General features: G+C 61.4%; 28 protein-coding genes and 2 pseudogenes. 6 read left to right on the top strand and 24 right to left on the bottom strand.

The genetic code is table 11. The features are described 5' to 3' along the window. The first annotated feature begins 1274 nt into the window (after positions 1-1274). Both RAD04_RS05220 and RAD04_RS05215 read left to right on the top strand, forming a co-directional pair. Entirely contained in the window at positions 1275-1904 is a 630-nt protein-coding gene (locus RAD04_RS05220) for an acyl-homoserine-lactone synthase (RefSeq protein WP_461622891.1), read from the top strand. 9 nt (positions 1905-1913) lie between these two features. Further along, entirely contained in the window at positions 1914-2903 is a 990-nt protein-coding gene (locus RAD04_RS05215) for a LysR family transcriptional regulator (protein WP_375859686.1), read from the top strand. On the opposite strand, the gene RAD04_RS05210 is transcribed toward RAD04_RS05215, so the two are convergent. The 22 genes from RAD04_RS05210 to RAD04_RS05105 form a co-directional block, all read right to left on the bottom strand. Further along, positions 2870-3115, bottom strand: a complete 246-nt coding sequence (locus tag RAD04_RS05210; RefSeq protein ID WP_461622890.1) for a DUF2274 domain-containing protein — start codon at positions 3113-3115, stop codon at positions 2870-2872. The two genes, RAD04_RS05215 and RAD04_RS05210, sit on opposite strands and share 34 nt — an antisense overlap. Positions 3116-3121: 6 nt before the next feature. After that, complete coding sequence (locus RAD04_RS05205; protein WP_461622889.1) at positions 3122-4336, bottom strand: TraB/TrbI/VirB10 family type IV secretion system protein; 1215 nt, start codon at positions 4334-4336, stop codon at positions 3122-3124. Continuing rightward, a complete protein-coding gene (gene trbG / locus RAD04_RS05200) occupies positions 4333-5238 on the bottom strand; it encodes a P-type conjugative transfer protein TrbG (protein ID WP_461623167.1) in 906 nt (301 codons plus the stop codon). Before trbG ends, RAD04_RS05205 begins: the two co-directional genes overlap by 4 nt. An 86-nt stretch (positions 5239-5324) precedes the next feature. Further along, a complete protein-coding gene (trbF, locus tag RAD04_RS05195; protein ID WP_461622888.1) occupies positions 5325-6008 on the bottom strand; it encodes a conjugal transfer protein TrbF in 684 nt (227 codons plus the stop codon). A gap of 484 nt (positions 6009-6492) precedes the next feature. After that, a complete protein-coding gene (gene trbL, locus RAD04_RS05190) occupies positions 6493-7722 on the bottom strand; it encodes a P-type conjugative transfer protein TrbL (protein ID WP_426420811.1) in 1230 nt (409 codons plus the stop codon). Beyond that, the gene (gene trbK-alt / locus RAD04_RS05185; RefSeq protein WP_461622887.1) at positions 7719-8102 is read right to left on the bottom strand and encodes a putative entry exclusion protein TrbK-alt; all 384 of its coding nucleotides are present in this window, start codon (positions 8100-8102) and stop codon (positions 7719-7721) included. Before trbK-alt ends, trbL begins: the two co-directional genes overlap by 4 nt. Then, positions 8102-8833: a P-type conjugative transfer protein TrbJ gene (trbJ, locus tag RAD04_RS05180; RefSeq protein WP_458176560.1), complete on the bottom strand. Its 732-nt coding sequence runs from the start codon at positions 8831-8833 to the stop codon at positions 8102-8104. Before trbJ ends, trbK-alt begins: the two co-directional genes overlap by 1 nt. Then, positions 8830-11271: a conjugal transfer protein TrbE gene (gene trbE / locus RAD04_RS05175; RefSeq protein ID WP_461622886.1), complete on the bottom strand. Its 2442-nt coding sequence runs from the start codon at positions 11269-11271 to the stop codon at positions 8830-8832. The genes trbJ and trbE overlap by 4 nt, the downstream gene beginning before the upstream one ends. Positions 11272-11281: 10 nt before the next feature. Further along, positions 11282-11545 carry a VirB3 family type IV secretion system protein gene (locus tag RAD04_RS05170; RefSeq protein WP_461622885.1) on the bottom strand — a complete coding sequence of 88 codons (264 nt, stop codon included), beginning with the start codon at positions 11543-11545 and terminating at the stop codon, positions 11282-11284. Beyond that, positions 11545-11871, bottom strand: a complete 327-nt coding sequence (locus tag RAD04_RS05165) for a TrbC/VirB2 family type IV secretion system protein (protein WP_375859820.1) — start codon at positions 11869-11871, stop codon at positions 11545-11547. Before RAD04_RS05165 ends, RAD04_RS05170 begins: the two co-directional genes overlap by 1 nt. A gap of 11 nt (positions 11872-11882) precedes the next feature. After that, complete coding sequence (gene trbB / locus RAD04_RS05160) at positions 11883-12803, bottom strand: P-type conjugative transfer ATPase TrbB (protein ID WP_461623166.1); 921 nt, start codon at positions 12801-12803, stop codon at positions 11883-11885. A gap of 201 nt (positions 12804-13004) precedes the next feature. Then, positions 13005-13433 (bottom strand): ribbon-helix-helix domain-containing protein, encoded by a 429-nt coding sequence (locus tag RAD04_RS05155; RefSeq protein WP_270163317.1) that lies wholly within the window; start codon positions 13431-13433, stop codon positions 13005-13007. 6 nt (positions 13434-13439) lie between these two features. After that, the gene (locus RAD04_RS05150; protein WP_461622884.1) at positions 13440-15422 is read right to left on the bottom strand and encodes a conjugal transfer protein TraG; all 1983 of its coding nucleotides are present in this window, start codon (positions 15420-15422) and stop codon (positions 13440-13442) included. 32 nt (positions 15423-15454) lie between these two features. After that, complete coding sequence (locus tag RAD04_RS05145; RefSeq protein ID WP_461622883.1) at positions 15455-17218, bottom strand: relaxase/mobilization nuclease domain-containing protein; 1764 nt, start codon at positions 17216-17218, stop codon at positions 15455-15457. A gap of 775 nt (positions 17219-17993) precedes the next feature. Then, entirely contained in the window at positions 17994-18770 is a 777-nt protein-coding gene (locus RAD04_RS05140; protein WP_370691913.1) for a lytic transglycosylase domain-containing protein, read from the bottom strand. Between the two features lie 143 nt (positions 18771-18913). Continuing rightward, complete coding sequence (locus tag RAD04_RS05135; protein ID WP_461622882.1) at positions 18914-19426, bottom strand: S26 family signal peptidase; 513 nt, start codon at positions 19424-19426, stop codon at positions 18914-18916. Beyond that, on the bottom strand, positions 19423-19887 hold the full coding sequence (locus tag RAD04_RS05130; protein WP_270163323.1) for a DUF2840 domain-containing protein: 465 nt from the start codon (positions 19885-19887) through the stop codon (positions 19423-19425). Before RAD04_RS05130 ends, RAD04_RS05135 begins: the two co-directional genes overlap by 4 nt. Positions 19888-20183: 296 nt before the next feature. Further along, complete coding sequence (locus RAD04_RS05125; RefSeq protein WP_270163325.1) at positions 20184-21065, bottom strand: replication initiator protein A; 882 nt, start codon at positions 21063-21065, stop codon at positions 20184-20186. A 22-nt stretch (positions 21066-21087) separates the two neighbouring features. Next, entirely contained in the window at positions 21088-21369 is a 282-nt protein-coding gene (locus RAD04_RS05120; protein WP_027534820.1) for a helix-turn-helix transcriptional regulator, read from the bottom strand. Positions 21370-21501: 132 nt separating this feature from the next. Further along, on the bottom strand, positions 21502-21912 hold the full coding sequence (locus tag RAD04_RS05115) for a DUF2285 domain-containing protein (protein WP_461622881.1): 411 nt from the start codon (positions 21910-21912) through the stop codon (positions 21502-21504). Between the two features lie 166 nt (positions 21913-22078). After that, on the bottom strand, positions 22079-22273 hold the full coding sequence (locus RAD04_RS05110; RefSeq protein ID WP_200471987.1) for a transcriptional regulator domain-containing protein: 195 nt from the start codon (positions 22271-22273) through the stop codon (positions 22079-22081). Positions 22274-22438: 165 nt separating this feature from the next. Further along, positions 22439-22711, bottom strand: a complete 273-nt coding sequence (locus RAD04_RS05105) for a DUF2285 domain-containing protein (protein ID WP_461622880.1) — start codon at positions 22709-22711, stop codon at positions 22439-22441. A 100-nt stretch (positions 22712-22811) separates the two neighbouring features. On the opposite strand from RAD04_RS05105, the gene RAD04_RS05100 reads away from it, so the two are divergent. Next, positions 22812-23042 carry a helix-turn-helix domain-containing protein gene (locus tag RAD04_RS05100; protein ID WP_234685191.1) on the top strand — a complete coding sequence of 77 codons (231 nt, stop codon included), beginning with the start codon at positions 22812-22814 and terminating at the stop codon, positions 23040-23042. 104 nt (positions 23043-23146) lie between these two features. Here the strand turns inward: RAD04_RS05100 and RAD04_RS05095 are convergent, their stop codons facing one another. Together RAD04_RS05095 and RAD04_RS05090 are read right to left on the bottom strand one after the other, a co-directional pair. Then, complete coding sequence (locus tag RAD04_RS05095) at positions 23147-23308, bottom strand: hypothetical protein (protein WP_270173039.1); 162 nt, start codon at positions 23306-23308, stop codon at positions 23147-23149. Beyond that, positions 23304-23782, bottom strand: a pseudogene (locus tag RAD04_RS05090) (ParB/RepB/Spo0J family partition protein); the annotation flags it as partial. The gene RAD04_RS05095 and the pseudogene RAD04_RS05090, both read right to left, overlap by 5 nt. Before the next feature lie 63 nt (positions 23783-23845). On the opposite strand from RAD04_RS05090, the gene RAD04_RS05085 reads away from it, so the two are divergent. The 3 genes and pseudogenes from RAD04_RS05085 (at position 23846) to RAD04_RS05075 (ending at position 26538) form a co-directional block, all read left to right on the top strand. Further along, positions 23846-24181, top strand: coding sequence for a helix-turn-helix domain-containing protein (locus RAD04_RS05085; protein WP_027545516.1), 336 nt, complete (start codon positions 23846-23848; stop codon positions 24179-24181). Then, positions 24174-25420: pseudogene (locus tag RAD04_RS05080) on the top strand (type II toxin-antitoxin system HipA family toxin). Before RAD04_RS05085 ends, RAD04_RS05080 begins: the two are co-directional and overlap by 8 nt. Then, positions 25417-26538 carry a hypothetical protein gene (locus tag RAD04_RS05075; RefSeq protein ID WP_461622879.1) on the top strand — a complete coding sequence of 374 codons (1122 nt, stop codon included), beginning with the start codon at positions 25417-25419 and terminating at the stop codon, positions 26536-26538. Before RAD04_RS05080 ends, RAD04_RS05075 begins: the two are co-directional and overlap by 4 nt. Positions 26539-26592 lie beyond the last annotated feature (54 nt).

The raw sequence follows: 26592 nt of genomic DNA, 5'->3' as shown, positions 1-26592 counted from the left end.
AACCATTTGAGCAACGGTTCTTCGCCCTCGCGCATCCCGCCTAAGTTGATGCTCGAGCAGAATGTCCCCTGCGTTCTCAACCAAGGGGTGGGCAAGCTGAAGATCGACGACGGATGTGATGTGAGTACGCCCGGGAAACAAGTCCCTCCATCTATCGTCGTGGAGCTCGGTCATACTGAATCCGCCTTCCGTTCGTAGCAGTGCGGCAGTTGTGTCTCCAAATTTGTAGCTGTAGTACCGCGCGTCCTCCGAATCTCTAGTCGTGCCGTAGTCCTTTGCAGCCTCTCTGACGTTTTCGGCTCGCTTGGACACGAAATGCGAGTACTCTTGAGGATTCTTGGCGATGCGCCTTATTTCCTCATCATTTTGGAAGACCTTTGCTTCTCTCCGAAATGTCGCCTTGTCGATCGGCACAATCGGAGGTTCGCTCACAAGGGAATAAGACTGTGCTGCAGAAGAGGAGCTAGACTCCGATGCGCCCAGGTCCATATTGGCGAGCCTGTCGGCGAAATCTCCTGAATCCGATTGATCGTCGCAGGATGTCCACGGGTATGTTGCGTCATATCCAACAGTTCGACCGTACATGAGGATTCGCCCTCCTAGAGGCGCAGAGAATCTTATGTTGATTCAGGCTGATTGGGCCACGCAGAAGTCGATAATCAGGCTTGCTGACCGTAAGCTGACGTGGATGGTGCGTTGGAACTGCAGCGAGAATATCGGCTGGTTCACGTGCTGGAGACAATCGAAGTCAGCTCCAGGATACAACGGGAGATTATTCACACTCGAAGAATTGGTTTTGAAGAGTGGCGCGCCCCCTGACCAAACGGCAATCGCTTCGCGCATGAAGGATCGGGAGACCTTGTCCGGATTAGCCGTTCTATTGCCGAGTTGGACGAGCAAAAAAGACCTTCGGATGTAAACCGATGGAGTAAGGCAGCCTCAGTTGGCGGCGTTTTTTGATTTTGGCATATCATCGGAGTCGGAAGACAAGCACCACGGTGCGCTCGTCGTGGGCGGCCATGCGACCCCAGCCCTTAGTCCCTCCGAGCGTGGTCTCACGACGTCCCCCCGAACAGATCCAGCAGATGCCTCGGTAGAAGAGCTGGAACGCCCGATGATGGCCGGTAAGAGCTCGAAACGGTCGCGCTATCCAGCCCAAAAGACTCCGACCTAGCCGGTCGGATCTCGGTATCACACCCTCCTTAACTGAGGAGGCTGCACATCCCCGATGATTCGCCTTCAATACCTGCCCTTGCGGCTTTGGAGGCACAATCATGATGCAGATCATCACACAGGAGTTCTATGGAGCCTTTGCTGAAGACCTTTGTGAGATGCACAGGCTTAGATACAGGATTTTCAAGGAACGACTCGCATGGGACGTTCAGACCAGCGGGGACATGGAGATCGATGAATTCGATGCACTCGGTCCCGTCTACCTGGTTCAGCGATCGAGCAACTATAGCGTTCAGGGCTGCGTACGACTGCTTCCATCTACCGGACCGACGATGTTGCGCGATACCTTCCCTGTGCTGCTCGATGGACAGCCCTTTAAGGCGACTCCTTCGGTCTGGGAAAGCAGCCGTTTTGCGCTGGATGTTGACGCGGGTGCGTGCGGAACGATGCGCGGGCTGACCAGCGCGACCTACGAGCTCTTCGCTGGCATGATCGAATTCGGCCTTTCGAGGCGGCTCACAGAAATTATTACGGTGACCGACGCCCGGATGGAGCGCATCTTGCGACGCGCCGGGTGGCCCCTGCGACGGACGGGCCAGGCAAGGACATTGGGAAACACCCAAGCAGTTGCTGGCTATCTCGAGATTTCCGCGGCCGCACTATCCCGGGTCCGCGACACCGGAACACTCCGCTCACCTGTGCTCTGGGAACCGGCGCTGAAAGCTGCGTAGAGATCTCGCATGTTCAACCCCTCAACCTCCCCAAAATTGCCGGCCGCGATCTCAAGAGACATGTCTCGCCCTGTGCAATCAACCAATATCAGTCTTCATCATTTGCGATCGGCGGTCGCTGCGGCGGACTGCGGAAGCTTTCGACAGGCGGCCGAATGCCTGGCCGTGCAGCATTCGGTGCTCAGTCGCTCGATCAGTCAGTTTGAGCACCTGGTCGGAGTGGCTCTATTTGACCGTTCGACCGGCGGGGTCGTACCAACGCGGGCCGGGCGAACGATCCTGCAAATGTCGCGAATGATCCTTGAGCAGGTCGACACACTGGTCGCAACGGGCCGCTCCAGCGGCCGCGGCGAGGCAGGCCACCTTTCCGTGGGTTTCTGCACCTCAATATCTGCAGGCAATCTACGTGCCACCCTCGCGGAGTTCAGGAAGAGAACTCCTATGGTCGCACTCACCACAGCCGAACAGTCGCGCACACGTCTGATGGATTCAGTTCGCAGTGGCACGACCGATGTCGCCGTCGTGCCTGGAGGACGTACGCTACCCGGTCAGAAGAGTCTGCCGGTTTGGAGCGAACGCATTCTCATTGTGCTTCCAAAGGATCATCCTCTGCTCTCCCGCAACGTTATCCACTGGACCGACCTTCACGACGAGACAGTTCTTCTAAGCCAACGTGATCCTGGAAGCGATTTAAAAGAGCTGCTGGTTTCAAAGCTGGTTGCCAATGAGAGGCGGCCAAAGATCGAGCGGCATGATGTAAGCCGAGGCATCATCAAGAGCCTCGTTAGCTTGGGGCTTGGAATAAGTCTGGTCCTTGAAGCTGACGTGGGAGCCAACTTCACCGGCGTGGTCTATCGGGAAATCCAGGACGGTTCTGGACCAAGCCGTATGGGCTTTAACGCGTACTGGCGTAAGGACAATGAGAACCCGGCGCTTACGCGCTTCCTTGATCTCTTGGCCGAACGCTATCCTTCACCGCCTTCAACAGCAGAGGGATGACTTGAACGCCTAAGCTTTCTGAAACCGCGATCGGTGGCCATAAACCGTGCCAGCATCGGCGCAATCAGCTTGGCGGGCTCTACAGATTGGCTCGATTCACGCGAAAGGGTCTCGGCATAGGCAACAAGATCGCGATGCACGGACGCCGGCAGATCAAGACTGATCTTGACGGGCTTTTCATCCGGTATCGCTCCGATTTTGAGTTTTGGCATGTGCAATCACCCTTTATATGGCTCCAGGACGAGATCACGGTTGATGTTGACCCGGATCGGAAACCCGGGTCGGACAGTGAGTGTGGGCTGGATGTTGAGACTGCGCCGAACCACTTGCTGTCCAGTTTGGTTGAGCGAATCCGATGCGCCATGTCGCAACGCCTGAATGATCGCACTATCGTTGCTGTTTGTATCGGAGCCAGCTCCCAGTTCTGTGCCGACGGCCAGGAAGGTCGAAAGTGCGGCTGCCTTGAAGAGTTCGCCCCAGCGGTTGTCGACCTCGTCTTCAAGCCCTGCATACCCCGATGGATCCGCGCCGGGTTGCCGCTCGAGGACAATGGAGCGCCCGTTGGGCATGATCAGCCGCGTCCAGACCAGCAACACACGTGACTGGCCGAAGCTGATCTGGCTGTCATAGACCCCTATGAGACGCGCTCCCTGCGGGATCAGCAGAAACCGACCCGTTGGCGTGTCATACACGTGCGCGGTGACCTGAGCCGTGATCTGTCCCGGCAGGTCGGAGCGGATGCCCGTGATCAGAGCTCCGGGAATGACCGTTCCTGCCTGCACCACATAAGGTGAAGCAGCTTTCGTGATTCGATCTGGACTCGTGGTACGCCTGTCGACGGCAGCATTCACGAACGCAAGCTTCCGGTCCTGCGCATTCTGCGCAGATCCCTCCTCGTTGTTGAGCGTCGGTGCAGCCACGTTCGCGCGATCAACTGCTTGCCCGACGCCTGTCGGATTTGAGGCCTCTCGCGTATTCGTGGAAGCAAACAGACGGCTGATGCGCGCCGCCTCTGCCTCCTGGTTCTCCCGCTGCCGCTCCTGATCGGCCGAGCCTGCCGCGGTGCCAGCCGGCTGCCCCTGAGCAGCGAGGATCGGGCGGCCAAGATCGCCTGGGAGCGGCGGGCCCAACTGCGGCACCTGGCGTGGCAGCATGGTGTAATCCTGCGGAAGCGCAGTGATACTCTCCGCAACGTTGTGATGATCCGTGCTGTAGAGCTCTTCTGGCCTGGGACCGCGTGCCTGATTTTTCTGCAGCGCCCAGAAGGTCGCACCAGCAACAAGGAATACTGCTAGCGAGCTGCCGGTCAACAGGACCTTGCGCGAAAGGCGAGTCACGCGCGGGTATTCTGGCCGGAGCCGAAACGGCTCTGCCTGCTCCTGAGACGGCCGCTGCGTGCCGGCCGGTTGTTCTTCATCCTGACGGTCGGTCATGTCGAACTCCCGTCGGTCCGGACAATTCTGACCTTCTGCTGGTGTTCTCCGCCCAGGCGGAGTTCGGCGGCTGCGAACAGCCGATCGACAATCAGCAGATTGCCATAGGCCCGATAGTTGACGATCTCGGTCTTGCCGTCAGGACCGAGGGCAAACAGTGGCGGCATTTCGCCCTGTACGATGCCTTGCGGGAATTCGATGTAGACCTTGCGACCATCATCGTAGGCCGCAATGGGACGCCAGGGAGCGTTGTCACCTTCGATTCGGTAACGGAACCTGCGCTGCGTGATGTCCGGCAAAGCAGGTGTCAAAGGTGCCGATTGTCTCTTCCCCTGCCGATCTTGCGGGTAGTACCACGCAACCAAGGGCATGTAGGGCTTTTCGCGCGAGCGAAGCTCAATCAGATAGGTACGCCGATCCGTGTTGATGACGAGGTTCGTCTCGATCGACGCGCGCGTCGGCTTCACCAGGACATGGACGCGGCGGGTGTCGCCGCTTCCGTTCTCGGTATCCCCGACGACCCAACGCACCGTGTCACCGGCCGCGATCGCGCCGGACCCGACCAGCTGTTCGCCCTCCTCCAGCGCGATGTCCGTGATTTGACCCGGCGCTGCGTAGACCTGGTACAGGGCACCGGGACTGAAGCTGTAGATCTGCGCGGCGTTGAAATACCCGCGTTTGCGTGGCTGGACGCGAGCTGCGCTATTGGCCGCGTCGACCCTGTCGACCGGCTCGGCTTCCTCCTTTGCCCCCGATTTGCCGCCGAGCGCCGGCTTCCAGGCGGGCGGGACGTGAAGTGGACGGCTCCGATCATCGACATCGGCCGGTAGCGGCGGCAGTGGCGGCACTTCGGAGTCATAGGTGATTTGGGGCGGAATATAGGTCGAGCAAGCGCCAAGCATGCACGCCAGAACCGCGAGCACTGAAACGGCTGCCCTGCCCGATAATCCTGGAGAGACGCCAGTCGGGACCTGAGAGAATTGTGGCTTCATTGCCCGAGCTCCTTCGACCAGCTGATTGCATTGACGTAGACGCCGAGAGGATTCTTGCGCAACCGATCGGCATCGCGAGGGGCCTGAACGACGATCGTCAGAATGGCGGTCCAGCGCTCCGTTGAACCAAGCGATCCGTTCTCGTAGCCGCGCTCAACCCAGGCAACGCGGAAGCTTTCGGTTGAGGCGCGGATCACGCTCGAGACCTCGACCGAGACTTGCGTCTTTCCGAGCCTTGCGAATGGATCATTGCTCCTGGCGTATTCGTTCAGGGCGGCGGCCCCGCGGTCGGTGGTGAAGTCGTACGCCCTGAGCCAGTTCTGGCGCAGGACAATGCCGTCTGCCGGCAGACCGCGGACGTCCTCGATAAAGCGAGCCAAGTGATAGGCAATCTGAGCATCGCTGGGTTCGAAATCGGACGTCGCGGGAGCTATTCTTTGGGCCTGGCCGAGACGATCGACTTCGACGACCCACGGCGTGATCGTTCCTTGCGTTGATTGCCAGACCAGCCCTCCTGCGAGGCCGCACGAGAGCGTCAGGCAGCTGAATGCCATCAGCCGCCAATTTCTGGCCTGCACACGTGCCGAGCCGATGCGCTCGTCCCACGCTTGCGCCGCCTTCTGGTAGGGCGTCACCGGCGCGGGCGTTCGCCCGTAGTGAATCGAAGACCTCTTGAACATCAGTCATTTCCCCAAGAAACGGAATTGAGATTTGCATTTTGCTCGATCGCCAGGCGGCGAGTGCGGAGGGTTGCAATCACGTCGCTTGCTCGACGCGCACGAGGTGTCTGAACACGCAAAGGCAACGCGAGACACGGCAGGCCCTGCATTGCCGTCTGCGAACGCTTGAGCTCAAACCCCGGAGGTCAGGTAGCAAATGCACGAGAGGCAGCGTAAGGAAAGCGTCCGGCCGATCTTGCATCGCCGACATCTCGAACACTTGTTGCCTCTCGTGCAGTTGCGCTCTCACTGACGCTGTCTGGTCATGCATGGCCTGCCAGAGAAGCGCGGGCGTAAGGCTCAACGAGAGTGCTTGAGAAACCAGGACCAGAGCTTGCCAAGCCGGACCATGCCAGGTGCGCCGACCAGGGCGCGCGCTTGAACTTGGCTGGTCAGTCCTGTGGGCGTATTCGCGCGGCTTCTCAGCGAACGGGCACTTTGACATCTAGCGCCCTCCGTCAGACAGATCGATCGAACTGCCACTTCCACCATGATCTCCCGACCGGACGGCATGAGTTGCCGCCGAAACTCCATGGCTGATTGTCTGCGCGCGCTTCATGCGCTGCGCCCAATCCGGCGGACCTTCGCCCGAGCTGGCAGAGGTGGTGCTGGTGGACCGGCTGCCGCTGTGGATCGCCGCGGAGGCTCTGCGGAGCGGACTGACAGAAGCTGAAGCAGCTGCCTCGGCAACACCACCTATGCCGCCGCTCCGGTACGCGGCCGCCGCGCCGCTTGCGATCGCGCTGCCGCCCCGCGCCGCACCTGCGATCGCTCCGCCGGCGAGGCCGACACCGCCGGCAGCCAGACCGGCTCCTGCTGCCGCCATCCCGCCGGCCGCAAGTCCCGTACCGACCGCGCTGCCCGCTCCGAGTTGCGGACCACCGGATACCAGACCGTTCGCGATTCCGGGTCCAAAGATTCCAAGACCCAGAAGCGACAATGCGGCCAAGACCAGAGTCATGGCATCTTCGATCGTCGGCTGACCGCCATTGAAGCCGGCGGTGAACTGGGAAAACAAGGTCGAGCCGATACCGACGATCACGGCCAGCACCAGCACCTTGATGCCGGACGACACGACATTGCCAAGGACACGTTCGGCCGCAAACGCCGTCTTGCCGAACAGGCCGAACGGAAGCAGCACGAACCCCGCCAGCGTCGTTAGCTTGAACTCGATCAGTGTGACGAAGAGCTGGATCGCCAGAATGAAGAAGGCGAGCAGGACGACGGCCCAGGCGAACAGCAGGACCACGATCTGGACAAAGTTCTCAAAAAAGCTGATGTAGCCCATCAGGTTTGAGATCGAATCCAGGATCGGCCGGCCGGCATCGAGCCCGACTTGAGCAATTTTTCCAGGGTGAACGAAATCGCCTGCCGAAAGGCCCGTACCTGAGGCCTTCAATCCGAGACCGGCGAAGCTTTCGAAGACGATGCGGGCGAGATTATTCCAATTGCCGATCAGGTAGGCGAAGACACCGACGAACAGGGTTTTCTTGACGAGCCGCGCGACAATGTCCTCATCCGTGCCCCAGCTCCAGAACAGGGCGGCCAGGGTGATATCGATCGCAGCCAGCGTTGTCGCAAGATAACCGACCTCGCCGCCAAGAAGCCCAAAGCCATTGTCGATGTAGCGGGTGAAGGTCTCGAGGAACTGATCGATAATTCCTGTGCCCGTCATTGATCACCTCCCTCGGGTGACGCGACGGAGGGATCGCCTTGAGGCATTCGGCTCTGATCTTTCGGCGCTGACAGCAACGGCGAGCTGGCTCGATCGTTGACAGCGGGACCGGTCGAGCTCACCCCTTGGCCGAAGAATCGGCGCCGGTTCTCGGCCCAGATCCTTTGGCAATCCTGATATGCCGCGGAATGCTCTGACGTCACGGTGCGGCAGCGGGTGAGGTCGGATTCCATTGTGCCGCTGGCTGTTGTGCTCGATGGCTTCGGACCCGTGACTCTGTCCGGACCGCGTAGCTGGATCGTGCATGCGACGATGAGTGCCACTCCGCCAATCACCGTGATGGCGAGCGACAATGCTTGGAATGCCTTTTGATCGCTCATCAATGAAACATCTGCACGTTGGAGGATTGATAACCCTGACCGCTCGTCAGAAAGCGCCGAAGCTGCTCGCGACCTTGGTCCTGAGCAGCGGCGCGTCGTGCAGATTCGAGCGATTGAGCCCTGCCTTGCGCCGCCACGGCAGCCGTCAAGTCGGCGAGCTGCTGCGCCTGGAGTGCGAGGATCTGGTTCCCGGCTTGCGTGGCCTGCAGGGCGCCGCTTGCACCCTGGCTTGAGCTCACCAGTGCTGAGGTCTGAATGCGGTTTGTGTCGAGATTTCCGACAACGCCGGCTTGCACACGAAGTGCGTCCTGAAATCCCACGACCGAGTCCTGCCAGCGCGATTGCGCACCTGCGATCAACGCTGAATCGGATTGGCTGCTGGTTGCTGGTCCGTAGCTGGTGGCGAAGGCCCGATCGATCTGCTGCACGTCATAGCCGATGCGCTGGGCCTGGCTGAGAAGCTGCTGGGTGCGTTGAATCGAGCTCTGGAGCTGCTGCAGCGAGGAATATGGCAGGCTTGCCAGGTTCTTCGCCTGGTTGATCAACATTTGCGCCTCGTTCTGCAACGAGGTGATCTGATTGTTGATCTGCTGCAGCTCTCGTGCTGCGGTCAGGACATTCTGGACGTAGTTGTTGGGATCAAAGACGATCCATTGCGCCCTGCTAGGCACGGCTGCCAGAAGCGAGGCAGCAACGATGCTGATCGCCAGACCGAGACGACGACGGCTCATTGCGACTTCTCCAGATTGCCAAGATTGGGAATGAGGTCTACGGCCCAACCGGCTCCGCGGTGCTGGAGCCAAGCAGGTACAAAGGCCTCGCGGCCGTGCTCTGTAACCAGTCGGTCGATTGCGGCCTGGTCTGTCTTGGATGATGCAGCCGCAAAGGCGAGTGCGACTTCACCGAGCCCGAGCTCGAACATGCGGTTGCCGCGACGGGATTGGCAGTAGTAGTCCCGTTTCGGCGTCGCGCGGCTCAAGAGCTCGATCTGGCGATCGTTGAGCCCAAAACGGCGATAGATCGCGGTGATCTGAGGCTCGATCGCACGCTCGTTCGGCAGAAGCAATCGAGTCGGACAGCTCTCGATGATGGCAGGAGCGATGTCGGATCCATCGATGTCCGACAAAGACTGTGTGGCGAAAACCACAGACGCGTTCTTCTTGCGCAGCGTCTTCAACCATTCGCGGAGCTGGCCGGCAAAATCCGCGTCATCAAGCGCAAGCCAGCCTTCGTCGACGATCATGAGCGTCGGCCTGCCATCGAGGCGGTCGCCAATGCGGTGGAACAGATAGGCCAGCACCGCGGGCGCCGCGTCCGTTCCAATCAGTCCTTCGGTCTCGAACGCCTGGACCGACCCCTCGCCAATTCGTTCGAATTCTGCATCGAGCAGCCGCCCATAGGGCCCACCGAGGCAATAGGGTTGCAAAGCGCGTTTCAGCGTCGTCGACTGGAGCAGAACGGACAGCCCTGTCAGGGTCCGCTCCGGGAGGCGCGCTGACGCAAGGGAGGTCAGCGCGGACCATAAATGATCCTTCGCCTCCGGCGTGATCTCGATCTTCTCGCGGGCAAGGATCGAGGCAACCCAGTCCGTGGCCCAGGCCCGTTCCGCCGTGTCGTCGATCCAGGCCAATGGCTGCAACGCGACCGGCTCGGACGCATCTTGCGACAGCGCGCCGCCGAGATCGTGCCAATCGCCGCCCATCGCGAGGGCTGCCGCCCGGATTGAGCCTCCAAAATCAAAGGCGAAGACCTGAGACTGGGGATAGCGGCGGAACTGGAGCGCCATCAGCGCCAGCAGGACCGACTTGCCGGCACCGGTCGGGCCAACCACAAGCGTGTGTCCGACGTCGCCGACGTGAAGCGCGAAACGGAACGGAGTTGATCCTTCTGTCTTGCCAAAAAGCAGGGGTGGAGCCTTGAAATGCTGATCCCGCGCCTCTCCGGACCATACGGCCGACAGCGGAATCATGTGAGCAAGGTTGAGGGTCGAGAGGGGCGGCTGCCGGACGTTGGCATATACCTGTCCAGGCAGGCTGCCGAGCCACGCTTCGATGGCGTTCACCGTCTCGATCATGCAAGTGAAGTCGCGCCCCTGAATGACCTTCTCGACGAGTCGCAATCTCTCGTCGGCCGAGCGCGCATCCCGGCCCCAAACGGTAACGCTCGCCGTCACGAAGGCCTCTCCGATCTGGTCCGAACCAAGCTCCTGAAGCGCCGCGTCCGCATCCATCGCCTTGTTGTGAGCGTCGGTATCGAGAAGCGTGGATGCCTCGTTGGTCATCACCTCCTTCAGGATCGCGGCGATTGACTTCCGCTTGGCGAACCACTGGCGCCGGATTTTCGTCAGGAGCTTTGTGGCATCCGTTTTGTCGAGCATGATCGCCCGGGTCGACCAGCGGTACGGGAAAGCGAGACGATTGAGGTCGTCGAGAATTCCGGGCGTGGTCGCTGTCGGAAATCCGACGACGGTCAGAACGCGCAGGTACGCTGTGCCCAACATCGGCTCGAGACCGCCGGTCAACGGCTGGTCAGCGAGCAGCGCGTCGAGATACATGGGGATCTCGGGCACACGAACCCGATGCCGTTTGGTCGAGATCGTCGAATGCAGGTAAGTCAGCGTCTCCTCGTCGTCGAGCCAGGCGCATTCAGGCATAAAGCCCTCGACAAGCTGCAGCACGCGGTCGGTTCGGTCGACAAAGCCGCTGAGCACCTCGCGCGCGTCGGCACTTGGCGTGCGACTGCTGCCTTCATAAAGAAGCCGCTCCGCCCTGGCCGCATCCTCGGCCGGCGGCAGGTAAGCGAAAGTCAGATAATAGCTCGAGTCGTAATGGGCGCCCTCTTCCTCGAACTGCGCCCGGCGCTCGGCATCAACCAGCGCGGATGCGACGTCCGGAAAAGCGTTGGGCGGATACGCTCCTGCGGAATGGCGCTGCGCCTCCACGAAGACGGCCCAGCCGGATCCCAGGCGGCGCAGAGCGTTGTTGAGACGACCGGCCACGGCCACGAGCTCGGCCGGAACGGCACTGTCGAGGTCTGGTCCGCGGAATCTGGCCGTTCGCTGGAATGAGCCGTCCTTGTTCAGGACGATGCCCGCGTCGACCAGGGCCACCCAAGGCAGGAAATCGGCAAGCCGCTTGCTCGATCGGCGGTATTCCGCGAGATTCATCATGGAAAGAGCTCTAGATGTTGAGATGGGCTGGGACGCGCAGGTGACGGCGCACCACTTCGACGAATGCGGGGTCTCGCTTGGCAGCCCATACAGCCGCCGCGTGCCCAATGGCCCAGAGCAGGAGACCGGCGATCCACAAGCGCAATCCCAGCCCAAGGGCTGCGGCGAGCGTCCCGTTAACGATGGCGACCGACCGGGGTGCTCCGCCCATCAGGATCGGCACCGTCAGAGCCCGATGCACCGGCGCGATAAATCCTGCGACGGGCTCGTCCATCACACCACCACGCCGCCGCCGAACGAAAAGAACGACAGGAAGAAGCTCGAAGCTGCGAACGCGATCGAAAGCCCGAACACGATCTGGATCAGCCTGCGAAAGCCGCCCGAGGAATCGCCAAAGGCAAGCGTCAGGCCCGTGACGACGATGATGATGACGGCGATGATTTTGGCGACCGGTCCTTCAACCGACTGCAGGATCTGATTGAGCGGCTGCTCCCATGGCATGTTGGAGCCGGCGGCCCAGGCGGGCGGACTTATGAGCAGGACCGCACCCAGCGCGGCGATGGAAACGCTCCAATGCGGAACTCGGTTTCGATTGCTCATGTTTCGATTGCTCATGTGAGGTCTCCTGCTGGTGAAAGGCTGTAATCCCCGGCCGCTCCGAGGCCGTTGACGCGCGCGAGTTCGGCAAGCCGGCGCTCGGCACCGCGCCCGGACAGGACCGCAACGACGTTGATGGTGTCGGCAATCAGGGCGCGCGGCACGGTCATCACGGCTTCCTGGATGAGCTGCTCCAGCCGGCGTAAAGCGCCGAGCGCAGTGCCCGCATGGATGGTGCCGATACCGCCGGGGTGACCGGTTCCCCAGGCCTTGAGCAGATCAAGCGCCTCAGCGCCCCGCACCTCGCCAATGGGAATGCGGTCTGGACGCAGTCGAAGTGAGGAGCGCACGAGATCCGAGAGCGAGACCACGCCATCCTTGGTGCGCAGCGCGACCAGATTCGGTGCTTTGCATTGCAACTCGCGGGTGTCCTCGATCAGCACGACCCGGTCACTGGTCTTCGCGACCTCGGCAAGCAATGCGTTTGTGAGCGTGGTCTTGCCCGTTGATGTGCCGCCAGCGACCAGGATGTTTTTGCGCGAGGCGACGGCCTGGCGCAGTGCCATGGCGTGATCGGCCGTCATGATGCCCGCCTTGGCATAGTCGTCGAGCGTGAAGACGGCGACGGCGGGCTTGCGAATGGCGAACGCTGGTGCCGCGACGACAGGAGGCAATAGGCCTTCGAAGCGCTCTCCGGTCTCGGGTAATTCAGCAGAAATACGGGGCGCGGCGGCGTGGACCTCGGCCCCCACATGATGTGCCACCAGGCGAATGATGCGCTCGCCATCGGCGGCGGAGAGTTGTTCACCTGTATCAGTCAGTCCGCTGGAGAGCCGGTCGATCCACAACCGGCCGTCAGGGTTCAGCATGACCTCGACGATCGCATCGTCTTCGAGGTAGCGCGCGATGGCGAGCCCCAGCGCGCTGCGGAGCATCCGCGCGCCACGCGAGATCGCCTCCGACTGAAGAGAATGGATTGCCACTGCCTGCCCCCCACCGATCGAGGGCTAAAGCAGCGCCCTCGGATGGGGATGATTAGAAAAACCACCAACGACCTTCCTGCAACCAGGCGATCATCTCCGTCGTAGTCTGGCGTAGAAAGAGAAAGGCCGGAGCAACCAGCAAGGCCGGCGCAATCATTTGGTGGAATCCTCGGGCGCTCCATGAACGACATCGTCCGGAATCTCCCGCAAGAAGCTTTGGCCCTTTTGCAGGCGGCGGCCCAATGTCTCGACGAAGCCTTCAAAGCGCTCACGTCCCTTGATCTGAGCGGCGGCCTGGGCTTCGTTCGGCAAGGGAGGCGTGATCGTCAGCCAAAACCGAACAAACAGGGCCAGGGTCTCGGCTGTCAGCCCGACATCCCGCTCAAGTCTCTGCACTTGCCGGGACAACCGGTCCAGCCGGCGGGCGAACGCTGCCTCTCTGCGATCGACTCCATCCGGTGACAGAAACGAGATGACGGCCGCCTCGACGATGGCCGATCGCGAGAGCTTTTTGCGATCGGCAAGGTCGGAAATCTGCTTCAGAAGCTCCGGGGGGAAATACACGTTCATGCGGTTGCGCATGGGACCTCAGAGATCAATGCCATCGTTCGGGTCAAGCGCCGCCTGGCGGGCCACGCCCCGCATCTGCTGGCGAAGAAGCCGGGCTTGACGCACGGCCTCATCGTCGTCGTCCAGGACGGCAAACTCTTCTGTCGGCGTCACATCGGTTGTCTCTTTGACGATGGCGACGTGGTCAGGAAGTTCGGGTTCCCGGCGCAGACCGCTGTTGGCGGCATCGGTTTCGGAGTCTTCGGTCTGGACGGTTGCGCCATTCCGCGCGGGGAGCTTGAGGCTGGACCAACTATCTTCCCGGGAAGACCGCCCCAGCCTGGCCGGCTCTGGCGGTGAGAGAATGCGCTCGGTAAGCCGTCTGTCTTCGTAGTAGCGCACCTTCCTGGCTCGGATCGGCGCCGTCCCGGCCACCATCACGATTTCGTCGGTGGGAGGAAGCTGCATCACCTCGCCGGGCGTGAGCAAGGCGCGTGCGGTCTCCTGCCGCGAGACCATCAGATGGCCAAGCCACGGGTTCAGCCGATGGCCGGCATAGTTCTTCATGGCTCGCATCTCGGTCGCAGTCCCAAGCGCGTCCGAAACGCGTCTTGCGGTCCGCTCGTCGTTTGTTGCGAAGCTCACGCGGACATGGCAATTGTCCAAAATCGCATTGTTGGGGCCGTAGGCCTTCTCGATCTGGTTCAACGACTGTGCAATCAGGAAGGCCTTGATCCCGTATCCGGCCATGAACGCGAGCGCCGACTCGAAAAAATCGAGACGTCCCAGTGCCGGGAACTCGTCCAGCATCATCAGGACGCGGTGGCGGCGGTTGTTGGCTTGCAGATCTTCGGTGATGCGACGGCCAATTTGATTGAGCACGAGACGTATGAGCGGCTTCGTCCGGGAGATGTCGGACGGAGGCACGACAAGATAGAGCGTCGTCGGACGAGCATCGGCAATCAGGTCCGCGATCCGCCAGTCACATCGGCTTGTCACCTGCGCCACCACCGGATCCCGATAGAGTCCAAGGAACGACATCGCGGTCGAGAGCACGCCAGAGCGTTCGTTCTCAGACTTATTCAGCAGTTCTCGCGCGGTTGAGGCGACAACGGGATGTGGACCCTGCTCACCAAGGTGCGAGCTTGTCATCATTGCCTTCAGCGTGACTTCGATTGGGCGCTTCGGGTCCGACAAAAAGGCCGCGACCCCGGCGAGCGTCTTGTCAAGTTCTGCATAGAGGACGTGCAGGATGGCACCGACAAGCAGCGAATGGCTGGTCTTCTCCCAGTGGTTCCGCTTGTCGAGCGACCCTTCCGGATCGACCAGCACGTCCGCAACATTCTGGACGTCCCGAACCTCCCATTCGCCGCGGCGTACTTCGAGAAGTGGGTTGTAGGCAGACGATTTTGGATTGGTCGGATCGAACAGCAACACCCGGCCATGTCGGGACCGAAACCCGGCCGTGAGCTGCCAGTTCTCGCCCTTGATGTCGTGCACGATTGCCGAGTCTGGCCACGTGAGGAGGGAAGGAACAACAAGGCCAACGCCCTTGCCGGACCGGGTCGGCGCAAAGCAGAGCACATGCTCCGGTCCGTTGTGGCGGAGGTAATCCTCCGCCAGCCTGCCAAGCACGACCCCGTCCCCACCCAAAAGTCCGGCCGCCTGCACCTCCCGCGGATCGGCCCACCGCGCCGAGCCGTAGGTCTGGACATTCTTGGCCTCGCGCGCCCGCCAGACCGACATGCCGATCGCGACCGCGATCGAAACAAAGGTCCCCGAGGCCACGATGAATGCACCTTCGACAAAGACCTGAGGGGCATAGGCGTCGTAGACGAACCACCACCGGAAGAAGACGGGCGGGTAATAGATCTTGAAGCCCGACAACTCGAACCACGGCTGCCCAAGCTCCGGCTGATAGGCGAGGCGCCAGGCCGTCCACTCGGTCGCACCCCATATGGCGAGCAAGACGATCAGGCCGACGACAATCACCTGTCCCCATAGGATTTTGGTTCCGGACATCCCGAACACCTTTCGAGCAATTGACAAGATAGCTACAGGCTGAGGTCGCGCTTCCGGCCGAAGCTCCATTCGATCCCGCCGCCCTCCTTCGTGGTGCCGGCAACGTGCTGGCCCAACCTTTTCTCAAGCTCGCGCGACCAGGGCACCAGCTGAAATCCGAGCCCGTCGTCGATCATGGCGAAACGCCCCGAGGCGAGCGTCAACCGCTGACGATACGTGCCCGCTACGTGCTCGCCCGAGGCGCCCTTCACGTGAGGCAGGCCGGTCTGCGCCGAGATTCTTGCCGCCACCTCGTCCAGCTCGCGTCGGCGCAACGTGTTCAGGAGATCACGCTGGAATGTGATGCGCTGGCCCTGCCGTCGCGCCAGACCTTCCCGAACCAGATGCTCTGTGCGAGCTTCGAGAGCGTCGCGCGTCTGGCGACCGAAGCCGCCCATGGCGAGCGGCATGGGGTTGGATTCAACCAGCCGGTGGTCGAGCCAGGTGGCGCCTTTCGCGGCGACCTGCTCGCCAAGATCGAGATCAGAACGGGCCGCAAGGACCAATGTCGGGCGCGGATCATCGGCCGGACCGAAGCGCCGGACCTCGACCATACCGCCGACGGATGGCGCATGTTCGAAAGCTTCGATTCCTCGGAACCGGACGTGGTGCGCGCGCCCGTCTGTTCCGTCGATCAGGGCGTAGGCCTCGCCGGTGAGCTCGTCATGCAATCCATGATCGACCAGTCGTCCGATAATCTGGGAGCTTGGCTGTCCACCTTCGATGACGTAGTCGGACACGCCACGCGCTTCCCCACGCTCGCTGAAGGCGCGATGCATGGTCTTGATGATGTCGCCGCGCATGCCGAGGTCGCGGAGATTACGTTCAGCCTCGAGCCCGACCATCCACTCCCCTGGCGCAGCTGACGCAGCAAGGCCCATCTTCTCCAGGTGCTGAAGGCGGCCGACCATCAGGCGCCGGATTTCGGGATCGGAGCTGCCGGGATTGTCGGGGCGAAGATCGATATAGCCGGTTTCGTCGGCGACCTGCCAGATCTCCCGGTCGAGCCGCGTCCATCGCTCTGCCGTGACTTCTCTCTCCAGCGCATTGCGGATTTCATGCTCAGGTCTTGGACCCAGTTCGATGCCGACCAACTCCTCGGCGCGTGAGCGCAGGCCGCGGCTGACGTAGTCGCGGGAGATCACGAGGTCTGCGCCTGTCTCATCGACTCCCTGAACGAGAAGATGGATGTGAGGGTTGTCCGTATTCCAGTGATCGACGGCCACCCATTCGAGCTGCGTTCCGAGATCGATCTCCATCTGCTTGGCCAGATCACGGGTGAAGGCCTTGAGATCAGTCATGTCGGCGGCATCCTCGGGCGAGACAATGAATCGAAAATGATGGCGGTCGCCCTCGCAGCGTTCTGCGAAGGCCGCACCGTCAGCTCGATCGCTGCCAGCATCAAACATCTCGGCCCGCTCGCCGTTCCGGGTTACTCCGTCGCGCTTGAGGTATGAAAGATGAGCCGTCAGCGGCGCCGAGCGGAACGAACGTCCCTTGTGACGCACGATGCGCGCCTTCACCACAACGCGCCGCGTCGGACTGAACAACCGGCTGCGACCAAAGGACAGCCGGCCGCGGCCAAACGTCGAGCGCCCATAGGCCGCAGAACGCCTGCCAAACCTGCCCTGACCCGACGTGTGTCCGGCTTTCTTCGCGGCACGTAGCACCTGGTTGATGAAGCTCTTCGGCTTGGGCGCGCGGGTGCTGCGGATGCGCCCGGGCCGAATGCGCAGATCGCTGTCACGCAGGGTCATTGCCGGACCTCGAAAGGCGCCAAGGCAGCTACAGTGCCGAAAATCTGCTTGATTGCGCTGTTCAAAATGTACGGCGCGGCACGCGCCCCGACCGACCGGCACGCCAGAACCCAAGCCATGTCAATGGCTTGCGGTTCGACCGGCGAGCCCCTTTTATCTCGCCGTCCTGCCGTCATGCTCATGTTCTCCCGGTCCCTGGTTCCCAGGGCCCAACTTCCAAGCCAACAGGCTGTCGGTGCTCGCGGCGGTTTGCGACAAAATGCAGTTCGGGTCGTTGCGGTGGATCCTCTAATAGCGCCTGCCCGAACACCTCGGCTGGTGGCCGATTCATTGCGAAAGAGCCGCCGCGACTTCGCAGTTGACTTGCGAAGCCCCCACTGTTTGCGAGCGTTTGCGATAGCGATCGTTACCCGAAGGGCCGAGACACCCGTAGGGTGGCTCGGTGAGGAGCGAAGCGACGAGTAGAGCGCGGGCCGAAGGCATCGCCCGTATGCCATCAGCACGTTATTATCGCACTCCTCAGCGAACTCTTGCCGCGTGAGCGAGGGTCCTTCAGTAGCAAACCCGAACGTCTTAGCGTCATGATCGTGTTGCGGCGTTTCGAATGTAAACCGAATGTCCGTCACGGGGCGCCCGCGACGTGGAAACTGACGACTGATATCACGAGCTGCCCGATGTGCAGCCGCCGAACGCTTACTCGTGTCTTCCGACCGTCCCCTCCTTTCCGCCCATTTCTCTCTACGGAACGCTAATGCATGCGCGCTTATGCATTCGCTCATCGCCGACCTCCCGCAACAAAGCTCGCGGAAAAAAGCCCGGTTGCTTGGGGTACGATGGCTGAAATGTCGTGTGCAACGCCCGCGATCGGAGTGTGATCCAGCATGAGGCCGCGCTGCGCCGACGTGGTGCTCTTGAGGCTTTCGGACCGCACAGCGAATAGCGTCGTTCCCGACGGCTGCAACCTGGCGACCGCCCCAGGAACGGAAATATCGCTGCCGATCGTTGGTGCAAGCTTCTGCAAATAAGCTCGGGTTTCAGCTGGCAATGCTCGACCAGCGAGATGTTCTTCGTAGCGACCAGGTCCCGCATTGTAGGCTGCGAGGAAGCCCGGCGAACCGTATCGGTCCTGCAGTTCCCGGAGATAGGCCGCACCAGCAAGGATGTTGTCGTGGGGATCGTAGGGATCGTTGCCAAGCTGGTATCGCAGGCGAAGCTCGGCCCAAGTCTGCGGCATGATCTGCATCAGCCCCATGGCACCTTTCGGGGATTTGGCGCACACGTCTCCAGCGCTCTCGACTTCCAAGACGGCGCGTATCCAGTACACTGGTAAGCCGAAGCGGCGCGAGGCCTCGTCAATGATCGGTGCAAACGCTTCGCTGGTTTGAGAGTTCGCTGTATGCTCTGCCGATCGTGTCTCGGCGAAAGCCGCAGCATCACTGATCGTCAGCGCAAGGAACAACGGCACGACGGAGCGAAGGCTTGTTTCGACTGAACGCCAGCATGCCCTTGTGTTCGTGCTCCTCCGGGCTAAGGTCGCCTGGCGCCGGCCCATCGGCCGCCCACGGACGAAGTCCGGGGCGGGCGCTGGACCGGCCCTGCGCGCGAGGGCTCCGCGATCGTTGGCCGGGACGGAGGAATGGGGCGACATTCGGTCGAACAGCGGAATAGCAGATCGGAATCCCAACACCCGCACGCTCAGTCCTCCCAGGTCCACACGGGGAGCGCACGCCCAAGGACGGCGGATGCCGGCAGAAAGCCGAAGTATCTTCCGTCCAGCGAGCCGGCGGATTGCCAGTTCATGACAAAGAGTTCGCCCTCGCCGACGACGCGGCAACCCTGCCATTTCGGGAGGGGACGGCCGCGGCCATCGCGATCCCTTGCCTCGCCCATTTCGATCGCGTCGACGGTAACTGCGAGCCCGGTTCTACAGACGGTCTGCCCCGGAAGCGCCAGCACGCGCTTGAGCATTGGTATCCCGGCCGGCAGATAGCCGCTCGCGTCAAGGAAGGTTGCAAGCGGCTCCGGCGGCTGAACGGCGAGCAACTCGGTCACGAACAGCTTTTCCGCAGGTTGCAAGCGATACAGGCCGATTGGCACGCTGTCAGATGCATTCCAGACGTAGAGTGGTGTCAGGTCGAGAACTATCGGTACGAGAAGAGCAGCAGCGCCGCCGAACATCGTGACCAAGGTCTTCCACGGACCTGTCATCGCATGGTCCTCTGCCGTTGAAGCCACGCCTGGTGTCTCGCTTTCGTGTAGGGGCGGGGGTTTTCATTGACCGACATGCGGTTATGAACATGATGCCAGTAATCGGGCGCAGCGTCCGCGGGATCGATGTCGAGTGCCTCGACAGCGTCGATCAACTGAAGCACCCGTTCGACCTTGGGCCAGCCGGATAGGCGCAGGAGAATGTCCCCGCCGGGCTTCACATAGGGCACCGTGGAGCATCGTTGTCCCGGTACCACCGCGCGCAGAATATCGATCCGTGAGATTGCCGTTCCGAAGTCGTTTGATGTCCAGCGTACGAACGCGAAGATGCTGCCGGGCGCAAAGGACAGCACGCGTCGGCGGCGATCGAGGATTCTCTCCTCGACGGAGTGGCCGAACCGGATGCGGTTCTCAATGCGCTTCTCGAGCCAAAGGAGTTCGACTTCAGTGAAATTGTTCATGGTGCGCTCCGAGTACAGAAAGGTTCTGGTTGCCTGGCGGGAGCGGAATTGCGACAGCGCGTCCTCGCCCTCGCCTTCACTGTGGCGAGGCAGAACAGGCGGACCGTGGTGGTTATCCTCATCAGGCCCGAAGGCGCGGTCCGTTAGAAGAAATCCGAAGGATTTCTGGTTAGAAGAGTTACGGCGGCTGAAAAGCGCTAAAGAACAAGGACTTCGATCCGATTCCGGTCCCCGATAGCACGAGGGTCGGGTCCCTGATGGCACGAGGGTTGCGGTCCCCGATAGCACGAGCTGATTCACAGGTTGCCTCCCGATTTCGGAAGGAGACCGCGCTTGCGAAGTCTCTCGGTGAATGGATTGATGAGCGCGGGCGCGAACTTCAACCGCTCGGCGCCATCGCGATCGCGCGTGAGCACGAGTTGGTAGCCAGGCAATGCCTGGCGCTGGACAATCTGACGCACGTCGTATGCAAAATGCTTGAGAGGCGAGAGACTGCCGGACTTGGCATGGAGATGCACAAGATCGAAACTCCAGCCGCCCTGCTGCCGGCCGCCATGCTTGCGCACGAGCCGGTAAAGCCAGCGCTCAAGTCCGCCCGTCAGATCGAAATACGCGCGATCAATCGTGAGCACGAGCGCGTCATCGATCACGCCGGAATAGAACCAATCGGGCAGGATCAGTTCGAGCCCGAACGGGCGTCCGTTTGCGTCAGCCGTCTCCTTCCATTCGTTGATCCAGGAGAAACGATGCCGCCGTCGTTCTGCAATCTGGCGAATTGACGTCAACACGGTCGTCGATTGCAACCTGTCGAGCCCCGCCTTCAGGCGGTCATAGTCGCGCGAGCTGGTGCCGCGGCCGACGAACGTCAGAATCTCGTAAGGCGTTGCAGCCATCAAGCGGGACGTCTTCAAGCCAGCGTCACGGGCCTCGACGATCTGGGAAGCGGCCCAGATCAAGACGTCCGCATCCCAAATGGTCGCCATGCCGTGTTCCGGCACCGCTTCGACGCGAATTGTGATCGCACCGGTACGAAAATCGATCGGCACAATGCGCTTTGTTTTCGCGAGCGAGAAGAATGGATAAGCCATCAGATCCTGCGCGTCGCGGGGCGCGAGATCACCGGGCAGTGCGCGGAAGAGCTCAAGCTGGTTGCGCTCGGAATGGTGTTTGCGTCGCATGACCATCGCTCTCAAACAGGGATCAGCGACGTTCCTGGCCCGCATAGGGGCGCAGCGTCGGGTGCTTCTTTGCGGGCAGCACAGTCCCTTTGCCGGGATCGGAGGTCGAGGTTTTGGCGCCGAGATCAGCCCATGCTTTCAGGTCATCTACGGCGTAGACGACACGCCCGCCAATCTTCCGATACGTCGGCCCGGTGCCGTACGTGCGGTGCTTCTCCAGCGTGCGACCGGAAAGGCCAAGATAACGCGCGGCCTCCGATGTACGCAGGAAGCGCGGGGGCAGACCGGCCATCGGATCGGGCATTTGAGAACTCCAAGAGGACAGCGAACTGCGGATGGCGGCACCGGCGTGTGTGCGGTCATCATGGAGAAGCAAGTTCTCGGAGGAGGATGCCGAATATCGGGGCGCGGATTTTCGGCACCCCCGGTGGCAGCGCTACTTGTCCCTGCGCCCGGGCCGCAGAAGTTTGCGATAGCCTCCGCGCACGAGCGCAAGGCCGCTTTGTACGAGGCGGATTGTTCGGCTGCGCAAATCGTGCGTTTTCCAGACGCGATCCGGCATGCGCTTTTCGCCGAACAGAGCCTCTGCGATGCTGCGATAGGTCGCGCCGGCGAAATACGCGGCGACTGCGCCAAGGGCTGCGCATATTCGTTCGCGCCGCTGTTTTGACAAGCGACGGAAGGCAGGTCCTGGCGCGCGTCCATTCATCGTGCGCCATAGCCGCGTGGCAGCGTGCGCGCGCGCTTCGAAATCGCGGTCAAGCGGCAACTCAGCCGCATAGTAAGTGCCTGCGGTCAGCGGCTGTTTTGACCAGATGCGATGCTCCACCGAGCCGATGTGCAGCACCGCGTGCCAACCGTCGGGGGCGCGGCACACCTGTCCGGCAGTGAAGTCGAGCAGTGCCGAAGACGCTGACCTGTGAGAAACCGCCGGCGCACTTGTCACGGGGACAACGGACGCTAGAACCTCAGGTGTCCAAAAGATTGCCTGCTGTTTGGAGGACTTTTGCGGGTCATGGGCGAAAGCAGATACCCCACCTCCTCCTGAATTCCTCGGTCACTTCGCCATCTGGGCTATTCGCAATCATCGCTTCGTAGTCGCGTTGATAGTCCACGTTCATACGAAGGCCTTCCCAGGCGATGTGAGTGATCTCAGCGTTCTCCAGGCTCTTAAACGAATCTGGCGATCGCCAGTCGAATTCAGGCATTGCTTCCATCCCATTGCACGCAGCCAACAATGATTGCGGCGCAATAGTTATGAATGAAGCGGTTGTAGGAAGCCTCTAGTTTGGCACAACGTGGTGCATGAGAATGACCACCGGTTCGCGGGAGAAAATCGTTTTAGCTGCAGGTCTCTAGTCGGCGATTTTCGTCTATTTTGAGCTGGCGCCGCGTAAGAGGCGCCCCTGCTCGGTCACCCATTTTGCGCGCGCAAGATGACTCTGGTATGCAGTCCGCGCACGGTCCGGCTCTCGATCCGCATCGATGTGCAAGACGATTCGAGCGACCTCCTGCCAGTCCGCTCCCTGACCCTCCGCCTGCAAAAGGCGAATGTACGTGACAACGTGCTCCTCGTCGTAGGATGTCAACACTGGCCCGCTGGGAGCAAGGTCAACCACGTTAGGATCGAGCGGCGGCATTTGCATGATCTCACGGTCGCGGAGTTTACTGTCTAACGGTTCATGGGCCGCACTTTGTTAAGTATATCGAGGTGCAATATACTGAACAAGCGGCATCTTTGCCCGCATGGATTTGCGGGAGACATTCGCCACTAACTTGCGTCGTCTACGCAATGCGAGGGGATGGTCTCAAGATGAACTTGCCTTGGAGGCTGAGATAAGCCGGAGCTATCTGAGCCAGCTCGAGAAGGGCGTGTACTACGTCAGCATAAAGGTCATTGGCCGCCTTGCCGACAAGCTCGAAGTCGAGCCTGATGAGTTCCTAAAACGGACGGCAAAGAGAGGTCGCGCCAAATAGCGCGGCACAATCCGCGAGCCGGGCCAATGGCCCGGCGAGCGCCGGACGCGGACCGCGCGTCGCTGCCGGCAAGCCGGATCGGCGGCGGCGCATGCGGCCCGGATTCAAGGCCGCGCAACCGGCGCCCCAGCTACGCGGCCCAAGTTCAGACAGTCCATCAAGCGCTTTGCTTTGCCTTCCAGGTCAAGGCGCGTGCCTTGCACGAAATCAAAACTGCTTTCCGGCTTGCGATGTGCTTCGCCCAAAACGGTTTCGACGATGTTCAAGGGTCAGATCGCCATCGCGATAGACCTGCATCAGTTTCGGGGAGACCGCGCCGAGCCGCATGACAACATGCGACGTCATGCCGAAGCGGGCGGCAATTCTTCCGCACCAAAACCGCGCTTTTCCGCTAGCTTCTTGAAGGCCTCGAACTGATCGGCGGGATCCACATTTTCCCGCGTGACATTCTCGTCTAGGCTGATTTCGTGCGGATCGTTCGCAGTATCGATGATGCTGCGGTTCGGCTCGGTCTTGTTGATCTCCTTCTTCATTCTCAGAAGCCGGGCAGGCCGTCTGAAAACCCCGTGGCCGCCCTTCTCTGTCCAACTCCGGTTCGACCACCAGATTCTGTAAGATAACTTGGCGTCGACGCTCGCATAAGCTTCGATCGCCGCCTCACTGTGCGGGGTCTTGCGCGCATTCTTCGGGGACTCGGGTGAATGCTTAGCCGTCCCCCATACTGAGGTACCGACCCTAATGTGCTAGAAAATTTGTAATCTTCGTGCTACATATTCGTCAAATATGTAGTATGAAGGCCACAAATGCCTACCCCCCACAATCCCCCTGCCGCTGTTCGGCGGGCCCTGCGCAAGCTCGGCGCGGACATCCACGATGCCCGTCGGCGTCGGCGGCTGCCGATGGCAGTCGTCGCCGAGCGCGCCTTCACGTCCCGCTCGACGCTGCAGAGAGTCGAAGCCGGCGACACCAATGTCAGCATCGGCATCTATGCCGGCGTCCTCCAGGCGCTCGGCCTGCTCGACGGCCTGATCAAGCTCGCCGACATCAGCAACGACAGCGTCGGCCAAGCGCTCGCCAGCGCCGAGCTGCCCAAACATATCCACCTCAAACGCAAGACCGGGGCCTCACGTGATGGCTGACTTCGAGGTGCATATCGATCTCGGCGGCCGCACGCGCCGCATCGGACTGGCGAGGAGCAACCGTGCTCGAGGCTCGGAGACCATCCTCTTCGAGTACGATGGCGCATGGCTTAATGACTCGGACCGGTTCTCGCTGGAACCCGCCCTCGCCCTGACGCGCGGCGCCTTTGCTCCTCCTGCCGGACTGGCGACTTTCGGTTCCATTGGCGACTCCGCGCCTGACACCTGGGGCCGCCGCCTCATGCAGCGCGCCGAACGCCGCCTCGCCGACCGCGAAGGCCGCGCTGTTCGCACGCTTGCAGAAAGCGACTATTTGCTGGGCGTTGCCGACGAAACGCGACTTGGCGCACTTCGCTTCCGCTGGGTCGGCGACGAAACTTTCCAGACGCCGACCCGCGCTGATGTACCGGCCCTCATCGAACTCGGGCGGCTGCTCCAGATCACCGAGCGCATTCTCCGCGACGAGGAAACGGACGAAGATCTTCAGCTCATCTTCGCGCCCGGCTCCTCCCTCGGTGGCGGGCGGCCGAAGGCCTCGGTCATCGATCAACACGGCAATCTCTCGATCGCCAAGTTTCCAAAGGAGACCGACGACTACAGCATGGAGACCTGGGAGGAGATTGCGCTGCGGCTCGCCAGCAAGGCCGGCATCGCCACCCCGCAACACGAACTGATCGAGGTGGCCGGCAAGGCCGTCATGCTGTCGCGCCGCTTCGATCGCAATGACGCCGTCCGCATCCCGTTCCTGTCCGCCATGGCGATGATGGGCGCCAAAGACGGCGAGCGCGGCAGCTACCCGGAGATTGTCGACGCTCTCTCGCAACATGGTGCGCAAGGAAAGACGGACGCCCATGCCCTCTACAGGCGCGTCGTCTTCAATGTGCTGATCTCCAATGTCGATGATCATCTGCGCAACCACGGTTTCCTGTGGTTGGGAAAGGCGGGATGGTCGCTCTCTCCGGCTTACGATCTCAATCCCGTGCCTACCGATGTGAAGGCGCGGGTGCTGACGACGAACATCGACCTCGACGAAGGCACCTGCTCGTCGACCTGCTTGAGGCCGCGTCGGAATATTTTGGGCTTACGCTGCCGCAGGCCCGCGCGATCATTAAGGAAGTCGCGACAGCGACCGCGACCTGGCGCGACACGGCCAAAGCAGTCGGCACCCGCGCGGCCGAGATCAATCGCATGGCCAGCGCTTTCGAGCACGATGATCTCAAACGAGCGCTGGCGCTTTGACACGGACATTCCTTCATAGCTTCGATCCTGCGGCGGAGAGCCCCATCGCCGGCCCGACCGTCGACCTTGAAGTCTCCGATATCGAGGATGCCGGCATTCGGGAGGTGCTGCAGACACCCGGCGCCGCCTATGGCGCGTGGTCTATTCTCGACGCGCTGCTGGCACCGACCGGCGCGGGAACGCCTTTCATCTTCAGGGAGCCGCTTGGGCAGGCGCGCGAAGTCAAAGTCGCGCTCTCAGGCCTGTTTGGACGCTTCGTCGCCCGCGCCTATCTCGAGCGACACTTCAATCTTTCGATCTTTGCGCATCTCGGTAGCCGAACCATCGACCTGGACCGCCGCAGGCAGCTCAAGGTCAAGCGCCTTTTTCGCGGCGACCTGCCCGATTGGATCGCCTGCGCCTCTGACCTATCCTCCCTGACGGTCGCCGAGGCGAAAGGCTGCCATGATGTGGGAGGACCCGCGAAGGCCCTGGATCGCGCATGGACGCAAGCTGCACGGATCGATGTCACCGCCCAAGGCCGCAAAGTCACGTTGAAGCGCATCGCGATCGCAACGCGCTGGGGAATGGCTGTAGCTGGTCCAGCCGATGTCCATCTCTCGGTCCGCGATCCCGTCGATGAAGGCGAGCCCATCGCTTCCGAAGAGAAAAACGCGCTCTTCATCGGCCTTCTTCGGCTGCATGTCGCCAACTTGATCAAGCCGCTCGGACATGCCGAATTGGCGGGCGTTCTCCATCGTCTCACGCATCAACCTTTTGCCCGAAGGCTCCAGGACGATCTCGCACGCCCGCGAGCGCTGCTCGACGCCGCCGCGGTAAGGGAAGTGGAAAAGACAGGCGCCATCGGAGGGCTTGTCGGCGGCATCGTTACCCGCGCGGGACCAGTCACCGACGCCGATGTCACCGCCGTCGACCAGGAAGCGCTCGCTCGCCTCAACCTCCGGCCGGTCTTTGTCGGGATCGAGCGCGATCTCATTCGCGCAGCCATCGACGAAGACCCAAACGCCGTGCGCAATCGCCTGGCTGCGGTACATCCTGATGAATTTGCCCGGTACGACCGCGCAGGCGGCTGGATCGTGCCGCTCGGCTTGGAACGACGCATCACTGGCGAAACATGAAACCCAGCCGCGGAAAGAAGGTACGCGAAAATGGTCCGCAATAGCCTTTTGATC

This window comes from Bradyrhizobium sp. 25ACV (genome assembly GCF_054863005.1).
This window is presented reverse-complemented; position numbering and strand designations above follow the sequence as displayed.

Coding starts and splice junctions, on each gene's coding strand:
- RAD04_RS05220 (WP_461622891.1), top strand. CDS start 1,275: ATGATGCAGATCATCACACAGGAGTTCTATGGAGCCTTTGCTGAAGAC.
- RAD04_RS05215 (WP_375859686.1), top strand. CDS start 1,914: ATGTTCAACCCCTCAACCTCCCCAAAATTGCCGGCCGCGATCTCAAGA.
- RAD04_RS05210 (WP_461622890.1), bottom strand. CDS start 3,115: ATGCCAAAACTCAAAATCGGAGCGATACCGGATGAAAAGCCCGTCAAG.
- RAD04_RS05205 (WP_461622889.1), bottom strand. CDS start 4,336: ATGACCGACCGTCAGGATGAAGAACAACCGGCCGGCACGCAGCGGCCG.
- trbG (WP_461623167.1), bottom strand. CDS start 5,238: ATGCTTGGCGCTTGCTCGACCTATATTCCGCCCCAAATCACCTATGAC.
- trbF (WP_461622888.1), bottom strand. CDS start 6,008: ATGTTCAAGAGGTCTTCGATTCACTACGGGCGAACGCCCGCGCCGGTG.
- trbL (WP_426420811.1), bottom strand. CDS start 7,722: ATGACGGGCACAGGAATTATCGATCAGTTCCTCGAGACCTTCACCCGC.
- trbK-alt (WP_461622887.1), bottom strand. CDS start 8,102: ATGAGCGATCAAAAGGCATTCCAAGCATTGTCGCTCGCCATCACGGTG.
- trbJ (WP_458176560.1), bottom strand. CDS start 8,833: ATGAGCCGTCGTCGTCTCGGTCTGGCGATCAGCATCGTTGCTGCCTCG.
- trbE (WP_461622886.1), bottom strand. CDS start 11,271: ATGATGAATCTCGCGGAATACCGCCGATCGAGCAAGCGGCTTGCCGAT.
- RAD04_RS05170 (WP_461622885.1), bottom strand. CDS start 11,545: ATGGACGAGCCCGTCGCAGGATTTATCGCGCCGGTGCATCGGGCTCTG.
- RAD04_RS05165 (WP_375859820.1), bottom strand. CDS start 11,871: ATGAGCAATCGAAACCGAGTTCCGCATTGGAGCGTTTCCATCGCCGCG.
- trbB (WP_461623166.1), bottom strand. CDS start 12,803: ATGCTCCGCAGCGCGCTGGGGCTCGCCATCGCGCGCTACCTCGAAGAC.
- RAD04_RS05155 (WP_270163317.1), bottom strand. CDS start 13,433: ATGCGCAACCGCATGAACGTGTATTTCCCCCCGGAGCTTCTGAAGCAG.
- RAD04_RS05150 (WP_461622884.1), bottom strand. CDS start 15,422: ATGTCCGGAACCAAAATCCTATGGGGACAGGTGATTGTCGTCGGCCTG.
- RAD04_RS05145 (WP_461622883.1), bottom strand. CDS start 17,218: ATGACCCTGCGTGACAGCGATCTGCGCATTCGGCCCGGGCGCATCCGC.
- RAD04_RS05140 (WP_370691913.1), bottom strand. CDS start 18,770: ATGGGCCGGCGCCAGGCGACCTTAGCCCGGAGGAGCACGAACACAAGG.
- RAD04_RS05135 (WP_461622882.1), bottom strand. CDS start 19,426: ATGACAGGTCCGTGGAAGACCTTGGTCACGATGTTCGGCGGCGCTGCT.
- RAD04_RS05130 (WP_270163323.1), bottom strand. CDS start 19,887: ATGAACAATTTCACTGAAGTCGAACTCCTTTGGCTCGAGAAGCGCATT.
- RAD04_RS05125 (WP_270163325.1), bottom strand. CDS start 21,065: ATGCGACGCAAACACCATTCCGAGCGCAACCAGCTTGAGCTCTTCCGC.
- RAD04_RS05120 (WP_027534820.1), bottom strand. CDS start 21,369: ATGCCCGATCCGATGGCCGGTCTGCCCCCGCGCTTCCTGCGTACATCG.
- RAD04_RS05110 (WP_200471987.1), bottom strand. CDS start 22,273: ATGCCTGAATTCGACTGGCGATCGCCAGATTCGTTTAAGAGCCTGGAG.
- RAD04_RS05105 (WP_461622880.1), bottom strand. CDS start 22,711: ATGCAAATGCCGCCGCTCGATCCTAACGTGGTTGACCTTGCTCCCAGC.
- RAD04_RS05100 (WP_234685191.1), top strand. CDS start 22,812: ATGGATTTGCGGGAGACATTCGCCACTAACTTGCGTCGTCTACGCAAT.
- RAD04_RS05085 (WP_027545516.1), top strand. CDS start 23,846: ATGCCTACCCCCCACAATCCCCCTGCCGCTGTTCGGCGGGCCCTGCGC.